This is a genomic window from Agrobacterium vaccinii (genome assembly GCF_021310995.1).
Classification (GTDB): domain Bacteria; phylum Pseudomonadota; class Alphaproteobacteria; order Rhizobiales; family Rhizobiaceae; genus Agrobacterium; species Agrobacterium vaccinii.
The window spans coordinates 2868421-2885432 of the sequence record NZ_CP054150.1; the positions used below are offsets into that span (position 1 = coordinate 2868421).

Here is a 17012-nt window from a genome sequence, read left to right on the forward strand (position 1 = left end):
GCCTCGACCACGCAACAAAAAGCCACGGCACCGAAAGACGCCGTGGCTTTTCTGTTTGCTAACCTGCGTCCGGACGCAACATGCAACTGCAGTAACGGTGGCTCGTGACGTGAAGCCACACATTCCGCCCTCATGCTGAGGTGGGAGCGAAGCGACCCTCGAAGCATCCGCTGCGCACTCTGTCCCAAGCCCGCAACCCTCGCCCTTCGAGGCTCCTGCGGGACACCTCTCCTTCGATAAGCTCAGGATGATGGATGAAGATTGCTTGTTTTGCCTTGACCCAAAAACCCTCAGCGCGTGCCAAAAATTGCCGACCCGACGCGCACGCTGGTCGCGCCGAATTCAATCGCCGTCTCGAAATCACCCGACATGCCCATCGACAGTTTTTCCAGACCGCATTCCTTGGCCAGCTTCGCCAGAAGCGCAAAATGCGGCCCCGGATATTCCTCTGCGGGCGGAATGCACATCAGCCCTTCCACATTCAGCTTCAATTCTTCGCGGCACATGGCGACGAAAGCCACTGTCTCGCGTGGATCGATGCCTGCCTTTTGCGGCTCCATGCCCGTATTGACCTGCACGTAAAAACGAAGTGCCCGGCCCTGTTTGGTGCATTCATCGGCAAGGGCACGGGCAATCTTTTCACGATCGACCGTTTCGATCACATCGAACAGCGCCACCGCATCCGCCGCCTTGTTGGATTGCAGGGGGCCGATCAGATGTAGTTCGATGCCATCTGTCTTTTCCTTCAGCGCTGGCCACTTGCCCTGCGCCTCCTGCACCCGGTTTTCACCGAAAATGCGCTGGCCGCAATCGATCACCGGCTGGATCGTGTCGCCATCGAAGGTTTTCGAGACGGCAACGAGATTGACGGTGCCCGGTTTACGACCGGCTTTTTCCGCAACCGCTGCAATCCGCTGCGTGACATCTTCAAGACGCGCTTCGATTTCCATGTCAAACCTTCATTTTATCAAGGGATAAGGGTTTCAGTAGCCGCCGCCTGCCTTGATGCCAAGCACCATTGTCACCATTTGGACGCTGTCGACCAAGATTGCGTCCATCGCAAGCCCTGCCAAACTTGACGCATAGGCCGTTTCGTGGTGAAGGTCAGCGCGAATTTTCCCCTTGATACCCGGATTTCAGAAGTATGGCCATCGAACGTTATAATCCTCGCGACGCCGAGCCGCGCTGGCAGCAAAAATGGAACGAAGACAATGTCTTCGTGACCGACAACAGCGACGCCCGCGAGAAATATTACGTTCTCGAGATGTTTCCATACCCCTCTGGTCGCATCCACATGGGCCATGTGCGCAACTATGCAATGGGTGATGTCGTCGCACGCTACAAGCGCGCGCGCGGTTACAACGTGCTGCACCCCATGGGTTGGGACGCCTTCGGCATGCCTGCGGAAAATGCCGCCATGCAGAACAACGTCCACCCCAAGGACTGGACCTACCAGAACATCGCCACCATGCGCGGCCAGCTGAAATCCATGGGTCTGTCTCTGGACTGGACCCGTGAATTTGCCACATGCGACGTGGAATATTACAGCAAGCAGCAGGCCCTGTTCATCGACTTCATGGAAAAGGGTCTGGTTTACCGCAAGCAGTCCAAGGTCAACTGGGATCCTGTCGACCATACGGTTCTGGCTAACGAACAGGTTATCGATGGCCGCGGCTGGCGCTCCGGTGCACTGGTGGAACAGCGCGAATTGACGCAATGGTTCTTCCGTATCACCGATTTCAGCCAGGATTTGCTGGACGAGCTGGATGTTCTGGACCAATGGCCGGAAAAAGTCCGACTGATGCAGAAGAACTGGATTGGCAAGTCGGAAGGCCTGTCGCTGCGCTGGCAGACGGTGGCTTCGACGGCTACTGCGGGTTTCGATGACGTAACCGTCTACACGACGCGGCCCGACACGCTGTTCGGCGCATCCTTCCTCGCCATTGCTGCCGATCACCCGCTGGCCCGCAAGCTGTCCGAAGCCAACACTGAGATTGCCGAGTTCTGCGACGAATGCCGTCGTCAGGGCACCTCGCTGGCTGCTTTGGAAACGGCAGAAAAGCGCGGCCTCGACACCGGCGTGAAGGTCAAGCATCCGCTCGACCCATCCTGGGAACTGCCCGTCTACATCGCCAATTTCGTGCTGATGGATTACGGCACCGGCGCCATCTTCGGCTGCCCGTCCGGCGATCAGCGCGATCTGGATTTCGCCCGCAAATACGATCTGCCGGTCGTCGCCGTCGTCATGCCGGAAGGCGAGAACGCCGAGACCTTCTCCATTGGCGACACCGCCTTTGTCGATGATGGCGTGATGATCAACTCGCAGTTCCTCAACGGCATGACGACGACGGATGCCTTCGAGGCTGTCGTGTCGAAACTGTCGGCGCAGACGCTGGGCAGCGAGCCACAGGCCGAGCGCAAGGTGAATTTCCGCCTGCGCGACTGGGGTATTTCCCGCCAGCGTTACTGGGGTTGCCCGATCCCGGTCATCCATTGCGAAGTCTGCGGCGTTGTGCCGGTTCCGAAGAAGGACTTGCCGGTCAAGCTGCCGGACGATGTGACCTTCGACGTACCCGGCAATCCGCTGGATCGTCACCCCACATGGCGTCACGTGTCCTGCCCGCAATGCGGCCACGCCGCGCGTCGCGAAACCGACACGATGGACACCTTCGTCGATTCGAGCTGGTACTTCACCCGCTTCACAGCGCCGTGGGAAGAACAGCCGACCGACCCGAAGGTCGCCAATCGCTGGCTGCCCGTGGACCAGTATATCGGTGGCATCGAGCACGCGATCCTGCATCTGCTTTACTCGCGCTTCTTCACCCGCGCGATGAAGGCCACCGGCCATGTCGATGTGAAGGAGCCCTTCAAGGGCCTGTTCACGCAGGGCATGGTCGTGCACGAAACCTACCGTCTCGGCGAAGGCCAGAACGGCCAATGGGTCGTGCCTGCCGATATTCGCATCGAGGAAGTCGATGGCAAACGCCGCGCCTTCCTGCTGTCGGACGGCGAAGAAGTGCAAATCGGCTCCATCGAAAAGATGTCGAAGTCGAAGAAGAACGTGGTCGACCCGGACGATATCATCGCCTCCTACGGCGCCGATACGGCCCGCTTCTTCGTTCTGTCGGATAGCCCGCCAGACCGCGACGTCATCTGGTCGGAAGCCGGTGTCGAAGGCGCGCATCGCTTCGTGCAGCGCGTCTGGCGCATCATCGGTGAAGCTGCCGAGGAGCTGAAGTCGGTCAAGCCTGCGCCTGCAAGCGAAGGCGAAGGCCTTGCCATCTCCAAGGCAGCCCACAAGACGCTGAAGGCCGTTCAGGACGATCTCGATAAGCTCGCCTTCAACAAGGCCATTGCCCGCATCTACGAACTCGTCAACACGCTGGCCGGACCTTTTGCCGAGGTCGCCAGTGGCGGCAAGTCAGACGACATGAAGGCGGCGGCCCGTGATGCTGCGGAAATTCTCGTGCGCCTGATTGCACCGATGACGCCGCATTTGGCCGAGGAATGCTGGACGGCGCTGGGCAATGAAGGTCTTGTCGCCCAAAGCGCATGGCCCAGTTTCGTACCTGCCCTCATCGAAGAAAACGATGTGGTGATGCCCATCCAGATCAACGGCAAGAAGCGTGGCGAATTGACAATCGCGCGCGATGCGGATCAAGATGCCGTGCGCGCGGCGGTGCTGGACCTGGACGCCGTCAAGGCGGCACTTGGCGGTGCCGCGCCGAAGAAAATCATTGTGGTTCCACAAAGGATTGTGAACATTGTTGTCTGATGCCTATTCCAAATGGGGCCGCATAGCAGCCGCAATTTCCGTTGTCCTGTTCGCAGGCTTGCTGGCAGGCTGCCAGGTTCGTCCGCTCTATAGCGAGGCTTCCGGTACGCGTCAGAAGCTGCTGACGGTCAACTTCGATTCCGCTGGCGACCGCGTCACGCAAGAGGTCCGCAACCACCTGATCTTCCTGGCTTACGGCGGTGCTGGCGCACCTACGACCAAGGAATACGAGGTCAAGATCGTCGTCAAATCCAGCGCGACCTCCACGGAAGTGACCGACGACACCAGCCTTTCAGTATCGAAAAGCAACTATGACGGCCCCTTCCCGGGTCGTGTCAGCATGACTGGTAACTATGTGCTTACCCGTATTTCCGATGGTCAGGTTCTGCGTTCCGCAAGACGCACCGTGACTGCCATGCTCGATCTGCCACAGCAGGAATTCGCGAAAATCCGCGCCATACGCGACGGTGAAAACCGTGCAGCACGAGAGCTTGCCGAGATCATCCAAACGGATATCGCGTCCACGCTCAACCGTTGAGAGCGAGATGACGGAAATCAAGTCGCACGAATTCGAACGCTTCGCCGAAAAACCGGCGGAGCGTTTTCGCGTATTCGTGCTCTACGGTCCCGACCGTGGCCTCGTCTCGGAACGGGCCACGCTCATCGCATCGAAAACCGGCATCGATCCGAACGATGCCTTCGCATCCCTAAAACTCACAGCCGGCGATCTCCAGGGCGATCCCGGCCGACTGCTCGATGAGATCAACTCCATCGGTCTGTTCGGTGGCGAAAAGCTGGTCTGGGTCAAGGGTGCCGCCAATGAAAAGGCGCTGGTGGATGCGCTTCAGGTTCTGTCCGACAATCCGCCCGAAGCGAGCTTCCTAATCGTTGAGGCGGGCGATTTGAAGAAAGGCACGGGCCTTCGCAAGATCGCAGAACCATCCCGCGCCATTGCGGCCATCCCCTGTTATGCCGACGACGCACGGGCACTGAATGCGCTGATCGATCAGGAATTGGCAACCGAAAACCTGCGCATCGCCCCCGCCGCCCGCCAGCGTCTCACAGAATCGCTCGGCGGTGATCGCATCGCCTCGCGCAACGAAGTCCGCAAGCTCGCGCTCTATTGCCGAGGTCACGACGTCATCGAGGAAGACGACGTGATGGCGATCATCGGTGATGCCAGCACCGTTTCCGCCGACGATGCAGTGGACGCGATCCTGAAGGGTGATCGCAATGCCTTCTTCCACGCCACCCAGAAAATCATCGCCTCCAAGACGCCGATCTTTCTGGTGCTGCAAGGCTGCCTGCGCCAATTTCAATTGCTGGACCAGATGCGCGCCGAAATGGACGACAAGAAGCAGCAAGCCGGTCAGGTCATGCTGACACTGGGCCGCGGCATCCATTTCCGCCGCAAACCCGTGATCGAAAGAGCGCTGCGCACATGGCAGCCAGCGGCAATTGCACGCGAAATGAACCGACTGCAAGCCGCCATCCTGCAAAGCCGCCAGCGGCAAAGCCTGGAGCAAAGCGTGGCACTGCTGACGCTGTTGTCCACGACATTGCAGTCGGGGCGAAACGGTTAGCCGCCTCTTCACCTCATTCCTGTGCTTGTCACAGGAATCCAGCCCACGCGCGTTTGCGCGGCGAAAGGACCCTTCTCAGCCCAAGGACTTGGGCTGACTAGATTCCTGTGACAAGCACAGGAATGAGGGGTGTAACAGTGATGCCTCGATCACTATCTCTATATTTAAGGAATTTGATAAACAGCCCTTCCCGACCAAATGCTGGGAAGGCCACTAACTTCACGTCGATTAACTCTATCAGTCGCCCTTGCCGGGCTCCGCCGAGAAGTAAAGATCGAGCTTGCCTGAAACGCCGTCCATCTCCTTGGCTCCCGGCATCGGGTCGCGTTTGACGGTGATATTGGGCCAGATGGCCGCATATTCGGCGTTGAGTGTCAGCCACTTGTCCAGACCTGGCTCCGTGTCTGGCTTGATGGCTTCCGCTGGACATTCCGGTTCGCACACACCGCAATCGATGCACTCATCCGGATTGATCGCCAGAAAATTCTCGCCCTCATAGAAGCAGTCGACAGGGCAGACTTCAACACAGTCGGTGTATTTGCAGCGTATGCAATTATCGGTCACGACATACGTCATGATGGACTCCAGAATATGCGGGCCGGGTCACTGGGCTCTCGAACACAAGCCATTGCCCGGCATTAAGACGGGGCACTTTGGCAAGTGAGGTAATGCCTTTGTACCGAGATAGCAAGGATAAACGATCCTGAAAAACACCCGGTTTCTAGTCGATTATTCCATCGATGCTTGGCCAAGTATGCAAGAGTTTTGACTATGACCTTCAGAAACATCCGTCGCTCGCCGAAGACAATCCTTCGAAGGCCGCTCAGGTGTCTCATTCTTCGTCGCTGTCTGTCATGAAACGATCGAGCGCACGGCGCTCCTTTTTCGTCGGGCGGCCACTGCCGGGCTCTCGCACCGCCTGTTCGAGCAGCGTCAGGCGCTCGCCGGGCGGACGTGGCGGCGTCTTGTCATCATAGAGAACTCTGGCTTCGTCATAGGGACCGCGACGTTCACCGGCAGCTTTGACCACCAAGACGCGGTCCATGCGCTCGAAACTGATGTCGAGCCTGTCGCCAACTTTCACCATGTGGCTCGGTTGGCGCACCGGCGTGTCGTTGACGCGCACCTTGCCCGACTGGATGTAGGTCTGGGCAAGCGAGCGCGATTTGACCATACGGGCGAAAAACAGCCACTTGTCGAGGCGCTGTCGGCCTGAGTCATGTGGCTGTTGTTTCTCGTCCATCGGTTACTTCTTCAACTGCTCCTTGAGCGCAGCGAGCTTGGCGAAAGGCGAATCCGGATCCATAGGCTTTTCCTTGCGCGGTGGCTTGGCTTCAAAACGCTGCTGACCCTGCGGCTTGCCGCCACGGTCGTTGCGCTCTGGCCGATCCTTGCGCTCGCCACGGTCAGGACGCTCGTTGCGGTTGCCGTTGTTACCGGGACGACCACCTTCACGCTTGCGCTCGCCATCACGCTTACGATCACCGTCTCGGTTGGCATTGCCACGCGGCTGACCCGGGCGCTCTTCGCCACCTTCGGTGCGACGCTCGCCCCGGTTTTCACCGCCACGATTGCCCGGACGGCGATTGTCGGTGCGCTGGTTGTCATTGCGACCACCGGGACGCCACAGAAGAACCGGCTTGGGCTCCGCGACTTCGGCAGGCGCTGCCTCAGCCGCAGGTTCCACTGCCGTCTCTGCCGGAGCATCTTCGGCCTTTACCTCTGCTGGCGCTTCGGCAACGGCGTCGGAAGCAGCAGGCGTCTCGGTCGCAACCTCGGCATCGGCGTCATCATGCGAAGCGGTCTCTTCGGCAGGTGCAGCCTCGGTCGTCGCTTCAACCTTCGAAGCATCGCCGCTCTGGCCAAGGAAAGCCGCAGCCTCTTCGGCGCTCACCTGATCGGCGCGGTAGCCAAGGCCCTTGAGGATCTCTTCCATGTCGTCGAGCGTCGCACCGAGAATGGAGAGCATCGCGGTCGTCGTGGTGAAGCGACGGCCATCATAGGCACCTTCCGGGCGCGGCTGCGTGCCGGGCTTCCACTGCAACAGCGGGCGAATAAGATCGGCCAGACGCTCGAGAATGTCGATACGCACGGCACGCTTGCCGAGGAAGCGGAAGCCTGCGAGCTTGTAGAACATGCGCTCATAGCTGCTGTCGGTGACAACGGATGTACGACCGGCGGCCAGAACCGGAATGAGATCGCCGTAACCTGGCTTTCCGAGACCATCGTTCTTTAGCGCCCAGAGCAGCGTTACAAGCTCTGCCGGAGCAGGCTTGAGCAGCGCTGGCAGGAACACGTGATAGGCGCCGAAGCGAATGCCATAGCGGCGCATGGAGGCGCGCGCATCCTGATCAAGCGTCTTGACCTCTTCGGTCACGTCGCGACGGAAGAGAACACCGAGATTTTCAACGAGCTGGAACGCCAAGCCCTTCGCCAAACCCTGAAGATCTTCGGCGCGGGAAATATCGTCCAGAGGCTTCAGCACGGTTGCGATCTGGTGGTTTACGAATCGCTCGACGCGGGCAACGGCGTGATCGCGGGCATTGCCGCTCAACAGTTCGTCGGCCAGCATGATGACACGCGGCTTCATGATGTTATCGCCAGACGAAAGACGCGCGACAGGGTCGCCTAGCCAACGCACCGTCCCATCGGAGCCCAAGGCAAGGTCGCCATTGCCGCTGGCGTGCAGACGCGCAGCACGCGCCTCATATTCCAGCGCAAGCGCCTTCTGCGCTGCTCCTTGCACAGCCTTGGCATCTGGCCCCTCGGCTCCGGCTACCGGTGTAAACCGGAAACCCGCCAACTGGCCGACATGATGTCCTTCAACAAAGACATCACCATTCACACTGATTTCAGCTTCAAGCATCGCATTCTCTCTTAGGCGCCTCATGAGCACAGATGTCCTGCGATCAACAAAGCGTTTCGTCAACCTTTCATGTAGAGCATCGGACAATCGATCTTCGATTTCCCGAGTCTTTTCTTGCCAGTGTGTCGGATCGGCAAGCCATCCTGGGCGGTTTGATACATACGTCCATGTTCTGATCTGCGCAATCCTTGCAGAAAGCGTATCGATCTCACCGTCGGTGCGGTCCGCCCGCCGCACCTGTTCGGCCATGAAGTCCTCGTTGACGGCCCCGTGTTTGACGAGGTCGAAATAGAGCGTCGAAATCAGGTCGGCATGCTGGGCGGGCGCGATGCGGCGAAAATCCGGCAAAGCGCAGGCCTCCCACAGCTTTTCGACCCGCTCGGCGTTAGAGGTAATGTCGACAATTTCGGGATAACGCGACAGATGTTCCAGCGCCTGCTGGTCGATAGCCGGCAGCGCGCGCGCCAGACCCTGAATGGTCGGGGCGGCATCCAGACTTCCACGCAAATTGGCGATGGAGGAGAAATCGAAGTTCTTGGTGCGCCATTGCAGCACTTTGACCGAATCGAACTGGTGCGATTCGACCCGCTCGACAAGTTCGTCATCGAGAGGATCGACCTGACCGGTCACACCAAACGTGCCGTCGCGCAAATGACGTCCGGCACGGCCCGCAATCTGGCCCATCTCACCGGGGTTGAGATTGCGGAACTGATAGCCGTCGAACTTTCGATCCTGCGCAAAAGCAACGTGATCGACATCGAGGTTGAGCCCCATGCCGATGGCATCAGTTGCGATCAGATATTCGACATCGCCATTTTGATAGAGACCGACCTGCGCATTGCGTGTGCGCGGTGAAAGCGCACCGAGTACGACAGCGGCACCACCGCGCTGACGGCGCACCAGTTCGGCAATCGCATAGACCTCGTCGGCGGAAAAGGCGACGATGGCCGTGCGTCGCGGCAGGCGGGTGATCTTCTTTTGTCCCGCATAAAACAGCTGCGACAGTCTTGGCCGCTCGACCACGACGATGCCGGGAAGCAGCTTTTCCAGAATGGGCCGCATGGTGCCCGCACCCAGCAGCAGCGTTTCTTCCCGCCCGCGCAGATTCAAGATGCGGTCGGTGAAGATATGGCCGCGCTCCAGATCGCCCGCCAACTGCACCTCATCGATGGCAACGAAGGCCGCAGTCGTTTCGCGCGGCATCGCTTCCACGGTACAGACGGAATATTTGGCCTTGGGAGGGGAAATCTTTTCTTCGCCGGTAATCAGCGCCACGTTCGGCGCACCCACCTTTTCCACCAGCCTCGTATAGACCTCACGGGCCAGCAGACGAAGCGGCAGGCCGATGACACCGTTGCCATGCGCGACCATCCGTTCGATGGCATAATGCGTCTTGCCGGTATTGGTGGGTCCAAGAACGGCCGTAACACCGCGGCCGCTCAAGAGCATGGGGCGAAAATTCAACGTACTATCCGTGAAATCGACTAACTGACTGTTTTACAACGCACTCGAAACATATCCGCCCGCGTCTTCCACCACACATGGCAATCGCAAAGGTCAAAGGCAAGGAAGGATTGGATAAAACCTGAAATTGCGCCGATTTTTGCGTCATAAACACTGACGAGAGCGATTCGGAACAGGCTGCGAACGAATCAGCGACGAATCGCTGACTCCGTATGATTCAGCTTTTGTTCACGGCTATATCTGGGCAGCAGCAACTCTCCGCTCTACAAGATCGTGAATCGTGTCGTTCCGGGCTTTTGTCACATTAGAGCGGTTGGCCAGCCAGCAATCGCGGCCCGTCCTTATCCGCCGTTCCCGCCGCTTGGCCGATGAAATAGGACTTGAGGCCGGGAATCCGGTCCACGAGCCCCAGGCCGAAATCGCGGGCGATCCTGATCGGCCCGACATCGTTGGAGAACAGCCGGTTCAGCACATCGGTGGTGATGCCCATCCGCACCGTGTCGAACCGCCGCCAAGACTGGTAGCGCTCCAGCACGTTCAGCGAACCGATGTCGAGGCCGAGGCGATCCGCGTCGACGATGGTTTCGGCAAGCGCTGCCACATCCTTGAAACCGAGATTGAGCCCCTGGCCCGAAATCGGGTGAATACCGTGCGCCGCATCGCCTGCGAGCGCCAGACGCGGCGCCACGAAGGCTCGGGCAAGCGTTAGGCCCAGCGGAAAGGCCCGCCGTGGACCGACAGGCTTCACGGTTCCCAACTTGTGGCCAAAACGGCGTTCCAGCTCCTCCTCGAATACCAGATCGTCGGACGCCACCAGACGGTCGGCATCCGCGGTTCGCTCCGTCCAGACGAGCGAGGAGCGATTGCCTTTCAGCGGCAAGATGGCAAAGGGGCCGGACGGTAGGAAATGCTCTTCGGCGCAGCCATTGTGTGGACGCTCATGCTCCACCGTCGTCACGATGCCCGACTGGTCGTAAGCCCAGTGCACGGTCTTGATACCGGCCATGTCGCGCAGCGCCGAACGCACACCGTCACACGCCACCAGCAGAGGCGTCTCAAGGGATGAACCGTCAGAGAGAGCAATGAGATTGCTCTGTGGACCGGGCTCGAAACCCGATACGCTCAAACCATGGCGAATCTCGATACCCAGCCGTTCGCAGACGCCACGCAACGCACCCACCATAGCGACATTGGGAATCATATGGGCAAAGGGCTGGCCCTCCGCCACATCCCCGTCGAAGGTCAGAAACACCGGGCGCACGGGATCGGATGTTTTCGAATCGGTCACGATCATCTTGTTGATCGGCTGCGCCTCTGGCAGCAGTTCCTGCCATATGCCGAAGACATCAAGCATCCGCGTCGCTGCCGCGATGATGGCGGAGGCGCGCATATCCTTCTTCCAGACGTGTTCCGGTGCGGCTTCGATCACCTGCACAGCCAGATGGGGCGCAGCCTGCTTGATGGCCACGGCAACGCTCAGGCCCACATATCCGCCGCCTGCAACAACAACATCCAGCATCACGACCACTCCCGCATTCTTGTGAATCTCACGTCTGCACTATAGACCATCCATTTAGGTCTTCCTACAGCCGGAGCATGTCGAAAATGTCGCGCCCTCTCGAAAATACAGCTCCGCTGCAAAACCTCATTTCCACGCTCGATCTGGAAAAGCTTGAGGAAAACCTGTTTCGGGGCACCAGTCCGCAGGTCGGCTGGCAGCGCGTGTTCGGGGGTCAGGTCATCGCGCAGGCCTTGATGGCGGCGCAGCGCACGGTGGGGGAGGACCGCTTCGTCCACTCCCTACACGCCTATTTCATGCGGCCCGGCGACCCCAAGGTGCCGATCATCTATCAGGTCGACCGCATCCGCGACGGCGCAAGCTTTGCCACACGCCGCATCGTCGCCATTCAGCACGGCCACGCTATTTTCTCCATGTCGGCATCATTCCAGATCGACGAAGGCGGCTTCGACCATCAGGCGCAAATTCCAGACGTGCCGCAGCCGGAGCAGTTGATGAGCGAAGAGCAGATGCGCGATGCCTTCCTCGCCAAGGCACCGCCTGCCATCAGGAAATATTGGGAAAACAAACGCCCGATCGAGATCAGGCCCGTCTCGCTCACCCATTACATTTCCAAGGAAAAGCTCGAGCCCCATCAAAACGTATGGGTGCGTGCGGTCGGCGACGTGCCCGCCGACCGGCATTACCAGGCCGCCGTTCTGGCCTATCTCTCCGATATGACCCTGCTGGACACCTCACTCTACGCCCACGGCACCACGATCTTCGACCCTGCCGTTCAGGCTGCCAGCCTCGATCACGCCATGTGGTTTCATCGCCCCTGCAAACTGGATGACTGGCTGCTGTACACACAGGATAGCCCCAGCGCGTCAGGAGCTCGCGGGCTCACGCGCGGCAACCTGTTTACGCGCGATGGCATTCTGGTCGCGTCCATGGCGCAGGAAGGCCTGATCCGCAAATTGGCAAATGATTAAATAATAGTCATTTTTATTTTTTTGCCCGCTTCTTGAGCGCGGCTTGCATATTTGTGTGCCTATTTTACAGACTTATTTATTAAATCCATTATTTTTCAATAGCTTATCAAAACACCATCAAACTGGCACGCGCCTTGAATGTACAGGTGCAGTCGCTGTTGTTGATCTGCCAGCGTCGGGACATGTCGGCTCTGCGCCGAGGCAAACAAAGGATGGGAAACCAGATGAAAATTGTGATGGCCATTATCAAGCCGTTCAAGCTGGACGAAGTGCGCGAAGCACTGACAGCTGTCGGCATCCAGGGCCTGACCGTGACCGAGGTGAAGGGTTACGGACGCCAGAAGGGACATACCGAAATTTATCGCGGCACCGAATACGCGGTCAGCTTTCTTCCCAAGTTGAAGATCGAGATCGCCGTCGCTTCGGATCTCGTGGAAAAGGCCGTCGAGGCCATCGCATCCTCCGCCAAGACGGGCCAGATCGGTGATGGCAAGATTTTCGTCTACTCGATCGAACAGGCCGTGCGCATCCGTACCGGCGAAACAAACACAGAAGCGCTTTAAGCACGCCTGACAGGGGAGTTTTCAAACCATGCAATTCAACAAGATTTCCACACTCAGCGCGCTCGGCGCCAGTGCGGCGGCCCTTCTGGCCCCGATTGCAGCCTTCGCGCAGGACGCCGCTGCCCCGGTTGCCGCTGCTGCTGCCGCAGCCCCGGTTCCTGAAAAGGCCGACACCGCATTCATGTTCCTCGCCACCATCCTGGTGCTGTTCATGATCATCCCGGGTCTCGGACTGTTTTATGGTGGTCTGGTTCGCAGCAAGAACATGCTGTCCGTCCTGATGCAGTGCACGGTCATCGCCGCGTCTGTCATGATCATCTGGGTCATCTATGGTTATTCCTTCGCCTTCGGCGGTTCCGAAAGCCCGTTCTTCGGTGGCTTCGCCAAGATGTTCCTGTCCGGCGTCACCAAGGACAGCACGGCTGCGACCTTCTCGCAGGGCGTCGTCATTCCTGAATTCATCTTCGTGATGTTCCAGATGACCTTTGCCGCCATCACACCGGCACTGATCATCGGTGCCTTTGCCGAGCGTATCAAGTTCTCCGCCTCCATCCTGTTCTGCATCCTCTGGGTGACGTTCGTCTACTTCCCGATCGCTCACATGGTCTGGGACGCAAAGGGCTACCTCTTCGGTCTCGGCGCTCTCGACTTCGCTGGCGGCACGGTCGTTCACATCAACGCCGGTGTTGCCGGTCTTATCGGCGCGATCATGGTTGGCAAGCGTACCGGCTTCGGCAAGGACATGATGGCCCCTCACTCCATGACGCTAACCTATGTCGGTGCAGCCATGCTCTGGGTTGGCTGGTTCGGCTTCAACGCCGGTTCCAACCTCGAAGCCTCCAGCGGCGCGATGCTTGCAACCGTCAACACCTTCGTTGCGACGGCAGCAGCCATCCTGTCGTGGTGCCTGGTCGAGACTTTCACACGCGGCAAGGCTTCCATGCTGGGCGCAGCATCCGGCATGATCGCCGGTCTGGTTGCCATCACACCGGCAGCCGGTATCGTTGGCCCCATGGGCGCCATCGTCATGGGCGCGATCGTATCGCCACTTTGCTACTTCTTCGTCTCCGTGGTGAAGAACAAGTTCGGCTATGACGACACGGCAGACGTCTTCGGCGTTCACGGCGTGGGCGGCATCTTCGGCGCGCTCGCAACCGGCATCTTCGCAAGCGCATCGCTCGGCGGCATTGGTTACGCAGGCGAACAGACGATGAGCGGCCAGTTCCTGGTTCAGGTTCAGGCTGTCGTCGTCACCCTGCTGTGGACCGGTATCGGCTCTGCGATCCTCTACAAGGTCGTCGATCTCATCGTCGGTCTGCGTGTTCCCGTCGAAGCCGAACGCGAAGGTCTCGATCTGGCATCGCACGGCGAAGCAGCCTACCACTCTTAAGAACTGTCGGATGGGGGCGATTGTCTCGCCCCCTCCTCAAACGAAAAAAGCCCGGTCTCGCGCCGGGCTTTTTTCGTTTTCGCATCCTAAGTCATGTCTGAATCTGCATGGTTAATGCCATATTAACCTCCCTCCCGCTATTTTGCCCTGTCATCCCGTCTGCGCCACGTTTGGTCAGACTTCGGAAGCAACGAAAAAACGACAGGTTCAGCATATGGACAGAGTGACGTCTCCGACTTTCAATGGTCGTGATAACCGCTTCGTACTGACGGCATTCGTCGTGCGCCAGTTGATGGCGTTGTGCGGTTTCGCGGTCTTGGCCGTATTGGCGCTGGGCATCACGGCACTGGCCACATGGAATGTCGCCGATCCGAGCCTGTCCTACGCCACGGGCAGCGAGCCGACGAACCTGCTGGGCCGCAGTGGTGCGATCTTTGCCGACATCATGATGCAGTTTCTGGGCCTGTCGGCACTGATCGCCATGCTGCCCATGCTTGCCTGGGCCTTCATGCTGATTTCCGGTCGCCGTTTCAATCGCATTCCTGCCCGCCTCGTTGCATGGCTCGCCGGTGCCTTCATCGCCTCCGCCTCCCTCGGCTGCTTTCCCGCCCCTTTGACATGGCCGCTTCCCAACGGCATCGGCGGCGTAATCGGCGATATGATCCTGCGCTTTCCAGCGCTCTTCATCGGTGCCTATCCGACAGGCACCTTCGCTACCGTTCTCGGCGCCATCTTCGCGGTGCCTGCAGCCTGGCTGATGCTGTTTGCCTCCGGCCTGCTGGGTGCGGCTGAGGACGACGATGAGATAATCGTGTCCCAGGCTTCCGCGCCAAGCAAAGCCCGCAAGGTGCAGGAGCTGGACGAAGACGAAGACGAAGGCGATGGCTTCTTCGGCAGCCTGCTGGCCTTCGGTGCCCTTGCCCATTACTGGTACATCACGCAGGCCCGCTTCCGCCGTCTGTTCGGTCTGAAGCCCAAATCCATGCGCAACGATTTCGAGCAGCCCTACGACTTCAACGATTACGAATTCGGAACGCTGAACGAACCATCGCGCCTGAAAACCGCCATCAACCGGCTGGACCAGCGTGCAGAACCTTCTTTCGAAGAGCGCGCGGAAGCCCGCGCCCGCCGCGAAGTCTCCCCGCCACCCATCTCGATGGACGATGATGACGGCTTCAGCGAGGACGATGCCCTGCCGGACGGCGTTCTCTCCGGTGACACCAAGTTTTCTCCGCGCCCGGCACCGGGCCAGACACGCATCACGGCCCCGCCTGCCCGCCCGAAGCCAAGCGACCGCGTCGCCCGCGATGCGCAAGGGTCTTTCATCGCTCCCGATGGTTTCCAACTGCCGTCCATCCACCTTCTGGCCGAACCGAAAAGCGTCGTTCGGGACGCCACGCTGAACGCAGAAGTGCTGGAACAGAATGCCCGCAGGCTTGAGGGCGTGCTGGAAGACTTCGGCGTCAAGGGTGAAATCATCCACGTTCGCCCCGGCCCGGTCGTCACGCTCTATGAACTGGAGCCAGCACCCGGCATCAAGTCGTCGCGCGTCATCGGCCTTGCCGACGATATCGCCCGTTCCATGAGCGCCGTCGCCGCCCGCGTGGCGGTCGTGCCCGGTCGCAACGCCATCGGCATCGAACTGCCGAACCGCACCCGCGAAACCGTTTATCTGCGTGAACTGATCGGCTCGCGCGATTTCGAAAACACCAAGGCCAAGCTGCCCATGTCGCTGGGCAAGACAATTGGTGGCGAAGCCGTGATCGCAGACCTTGCGAAGATGCCGCATCTGCTGGTCGCAGGTACCACCGGCTCCGGTAAGTCTGTCGCCATCAACACAATGATCCTGTCGCTGCTGTACCACATGACACCGGAACAGTGCCGCCTGATCATGATCGACCCGAAGATGCTGGAACTGTCGATCTACGATGGCATCCCCCATCTTCTGTCGCCCGTAGTCACCGATCCGAAGAAGGCCGTCGTTGCGCTGAAATGGACCGTGCGCGAGATGGAAGAGCGCTACAAGAAGATGTCCAAGATCGGTGTGCGCAACATCGATGGCTTCAACACCCGTGTCCAGCAGGCGCTCGACAAGGGCGAGGTACTGACCCGCACCGTGCAAACGGGCTTTGACCGCCAGACCGGCGAGGCCATGTACGAGACCGAAGAATTCGACCTGAAGCCCCTGCCCTACATCGTCGTCATCATCGACGAAATGGCCGACCTGATGATGGTTGCCGGCAAGGACATCGAAGGCGCGGTCCAGCGTCTAGCACAGATGGCGCGTGCGGCTGGCATCCACGTCATCATGGCCACCCAGCGCCCGTCGGTGGACGTCATCACCGGTACCATCAAGGCCAACTTCCCGACCCGTATATCCTTCCAGGTCACCTCAAAGATCGACAGCCGCACTATTCTGGGCGAGCAGGGCGCCGAGCAGCTTCTGGGCATGGGCGACATGCTCTATATGGCTGGCGGCGGACGCATCCAACGCGTTCACGGTCCTTTCGTTGCCGACAACGAAGTCGAGGAAATCGTCTCCTACCTTAAGACGCAAGGCTCGCCCGAGTACCTTGAGGCCGTGACCGAAGAAGATGACGAGGAAGATGGCGGCGGCCCCGCAGGAACGGGCAATATGGCCGATTCGGAAGACCCCTATGATCAGGCGGTCGCCGTCGTGCTTCGGGATGGAAAGGCCTCTACCTCCTACGTACAGCGCCGTCTCGGCATCGGTTACAACCGTGCCGCATCACTGATCGAGCGCATGGAGCAGGAGGGCATCATCGGCCCGGCCAACCACGCGGGCAAACGGGAAATCCTGGTGCCGACCGAGAGTGACTGATAGCGCGACAGGGTTCGGACAAACGTCGCGAAGCCGGTT

General features: G+C 59.4%; 12 protein-coding genes. 7 read left to right on the forward strand and 5 right to left on the reverse strand.

Annotated elements, in window-relative coordinates; translation table 11 throughout:
• Window positions 1-290: 290 nt before the first annotated feature.
• On the reverse strand, window positions 291-950 hold the full coding sequence (locus HRR99_RS13935) for a YggS family pyridoxal phosphate-dependent enzyme (protein ID WP_233122149.1): 660 nt from the start codon (window positions 948-950) through the stop codon (window positions 291-293).
• 194 nt (window positions 951-1144) lie between these two features.
• Here HRR99_RS13935 and leuS point away from each other — a divergent pair, with 194 nt between their 5' ends.
• Genes leuS through holA form a run of 3 tightly spaced genes read left to right on the forward strand, consistent with a single transcriptional unit; the run spans window position 1145 to window position 5358 of the window.
• Window positions 1145-3775, forward strand: coding sequence for a leucine--tRNA ligase (gene leuS, locus HRR99_RS13940; RefSeq protein ID WP_233122150.1), 2631 nt, complete (start codon window positions 1145-1147; stop codon window positions 3773-3775).
• Window positions 3768-4313 (forward strand): hypothetical protein, encoded by a 546-nt coding sequence (locus HRR99_RS13945; RefSeq protein ID WP_162694611.1) that lies wholly within the window; start codon window positions 3768-3770, stop codon window positions 4311-4313. The genes leuS and HRR99_RS13945 overlap by 8 nt, the downstream gene beginning before the upstream one ends.
• Window positions 4314-4320: 7 nt before the next feature.
• Window positions 4321-5358 (forward strand): DNA polymerase III subunit delta, encoded by a 1038-nt coding sequence (gene holA, locus HRR99_RS13950; protein ID WP_233122151.1) that lies wholly within the window; start codon window positions 4321-4323, stop codon window positions 5356-5358.
• Window positions 5359-5595: 237 nt separating this feature from the next.
• On the opposite strand, the gene fdxA is transcribed toward holA, so the two are convergent.
• The 4 genes from fdxA to HRR99_RS13970 form a co-directional block, all read right to left on the reverse strand.
• A complete protein-coding gene (gene fdxA / locus HRR99_RS13955; RefSeq protein ID WP_233122152.1) occupies window positions 5596-5934 on the reverse strand; it encodes a ferredoxin FdxA in 339 nt (112 codons plus the stop codon).
• 256 nt (window positions 5935-6190) lie between these two features.
• Window positions 6191-6601 carry an RNA-binding S4 domain-containing protein gene (locus tag HRR99_RS13960; protein WP_233122153.1) on the reverse strand — a complete coding sequence of 137 codons (411 nt, stop codon included), beginning with the start codon at window positions 6599-6601 and terminating at the stop codon, window positions 6191-6193.
• A 3-nt stretch (window positions 6602-6604) separates the two neighbouring features.
• Complete coding sequence (locus HRR99_RS13965) at window positions 6605-9673, reverse strand: helicase-related protein (RefSeq protein WP_233122154.1); 3069 nt, start codon at window positions 9671-9673, stop codon at window positions 6605-6607.
• Between the two features lie 319 nt (window positions 9674-9992).
• The gene (locus HRR99_RS13970) at window positions 9993-11207 is read right to left on the reverse strand and encodes a ubiquinone biosynthesis hydroxylase (protein WP_233122155.1); all 1215 of its coding nucleotides are present in this window, start codon (window positions 11205-11207) and stop codon (window positions 9993-9995) included.
• A gap of 86 nt (window positions 11208-11293) precedes the next feature.
• On the opposite strand from HRR99_RS13970, the gene tesB reads away from it, so the two are divergent.
• From tesB to HRR99_RS13990, 4 genes are all read left to right on the forward strand, one after another.
• Window positions 11294-12178 carry an acyl-CoA thioesterase II gene (gene tesB / locus HRR99_RS13975; RefSeq protein WP_233122156.1) on the forward strand — a complete coding sequence of 295 codons (885 nt, stop codon included), beginning with the start codon at window positions 11294-11296 and terminating at the stop codon, window positions 12176-12178.
• A 212-nt stretch (window positions 12179-12390) separates the two neighbouring features.
• A complete protein-coding gene (locus HRR99_RS13980) occupies window positions 12391-12741 on the forward strand; it encodes a P-II family nitrogen regulator (RefSeq protein WP_045230924.1) in 351 nt (116 codons plus the stop codon).
• Between the two features lie 28 nt (window positions 12742-12769).
• On the forward strand, window positions 12770-14131 hold the full coding sequence (locus tag HRR99_RS13985) for an ammonium transporter (protein WP_112499007.1): 1362 nt from the start codon (window positions 12770-12772) through the stop codon (window positions 14129-14131).
• 214 nt (window positions 14132-14345) lie between these two features.
• A complete protein-coding gene (locus HRR99_RS13990) occupies window positions 14346-16973 on the forward strand; it encodes a DNA translocase FtsK (protein WP_233122157.1) in 2628 nt (875 codons plus the stop codon).
• Window positions 16974-17012 lie beyond the last annotated feature (39 nt).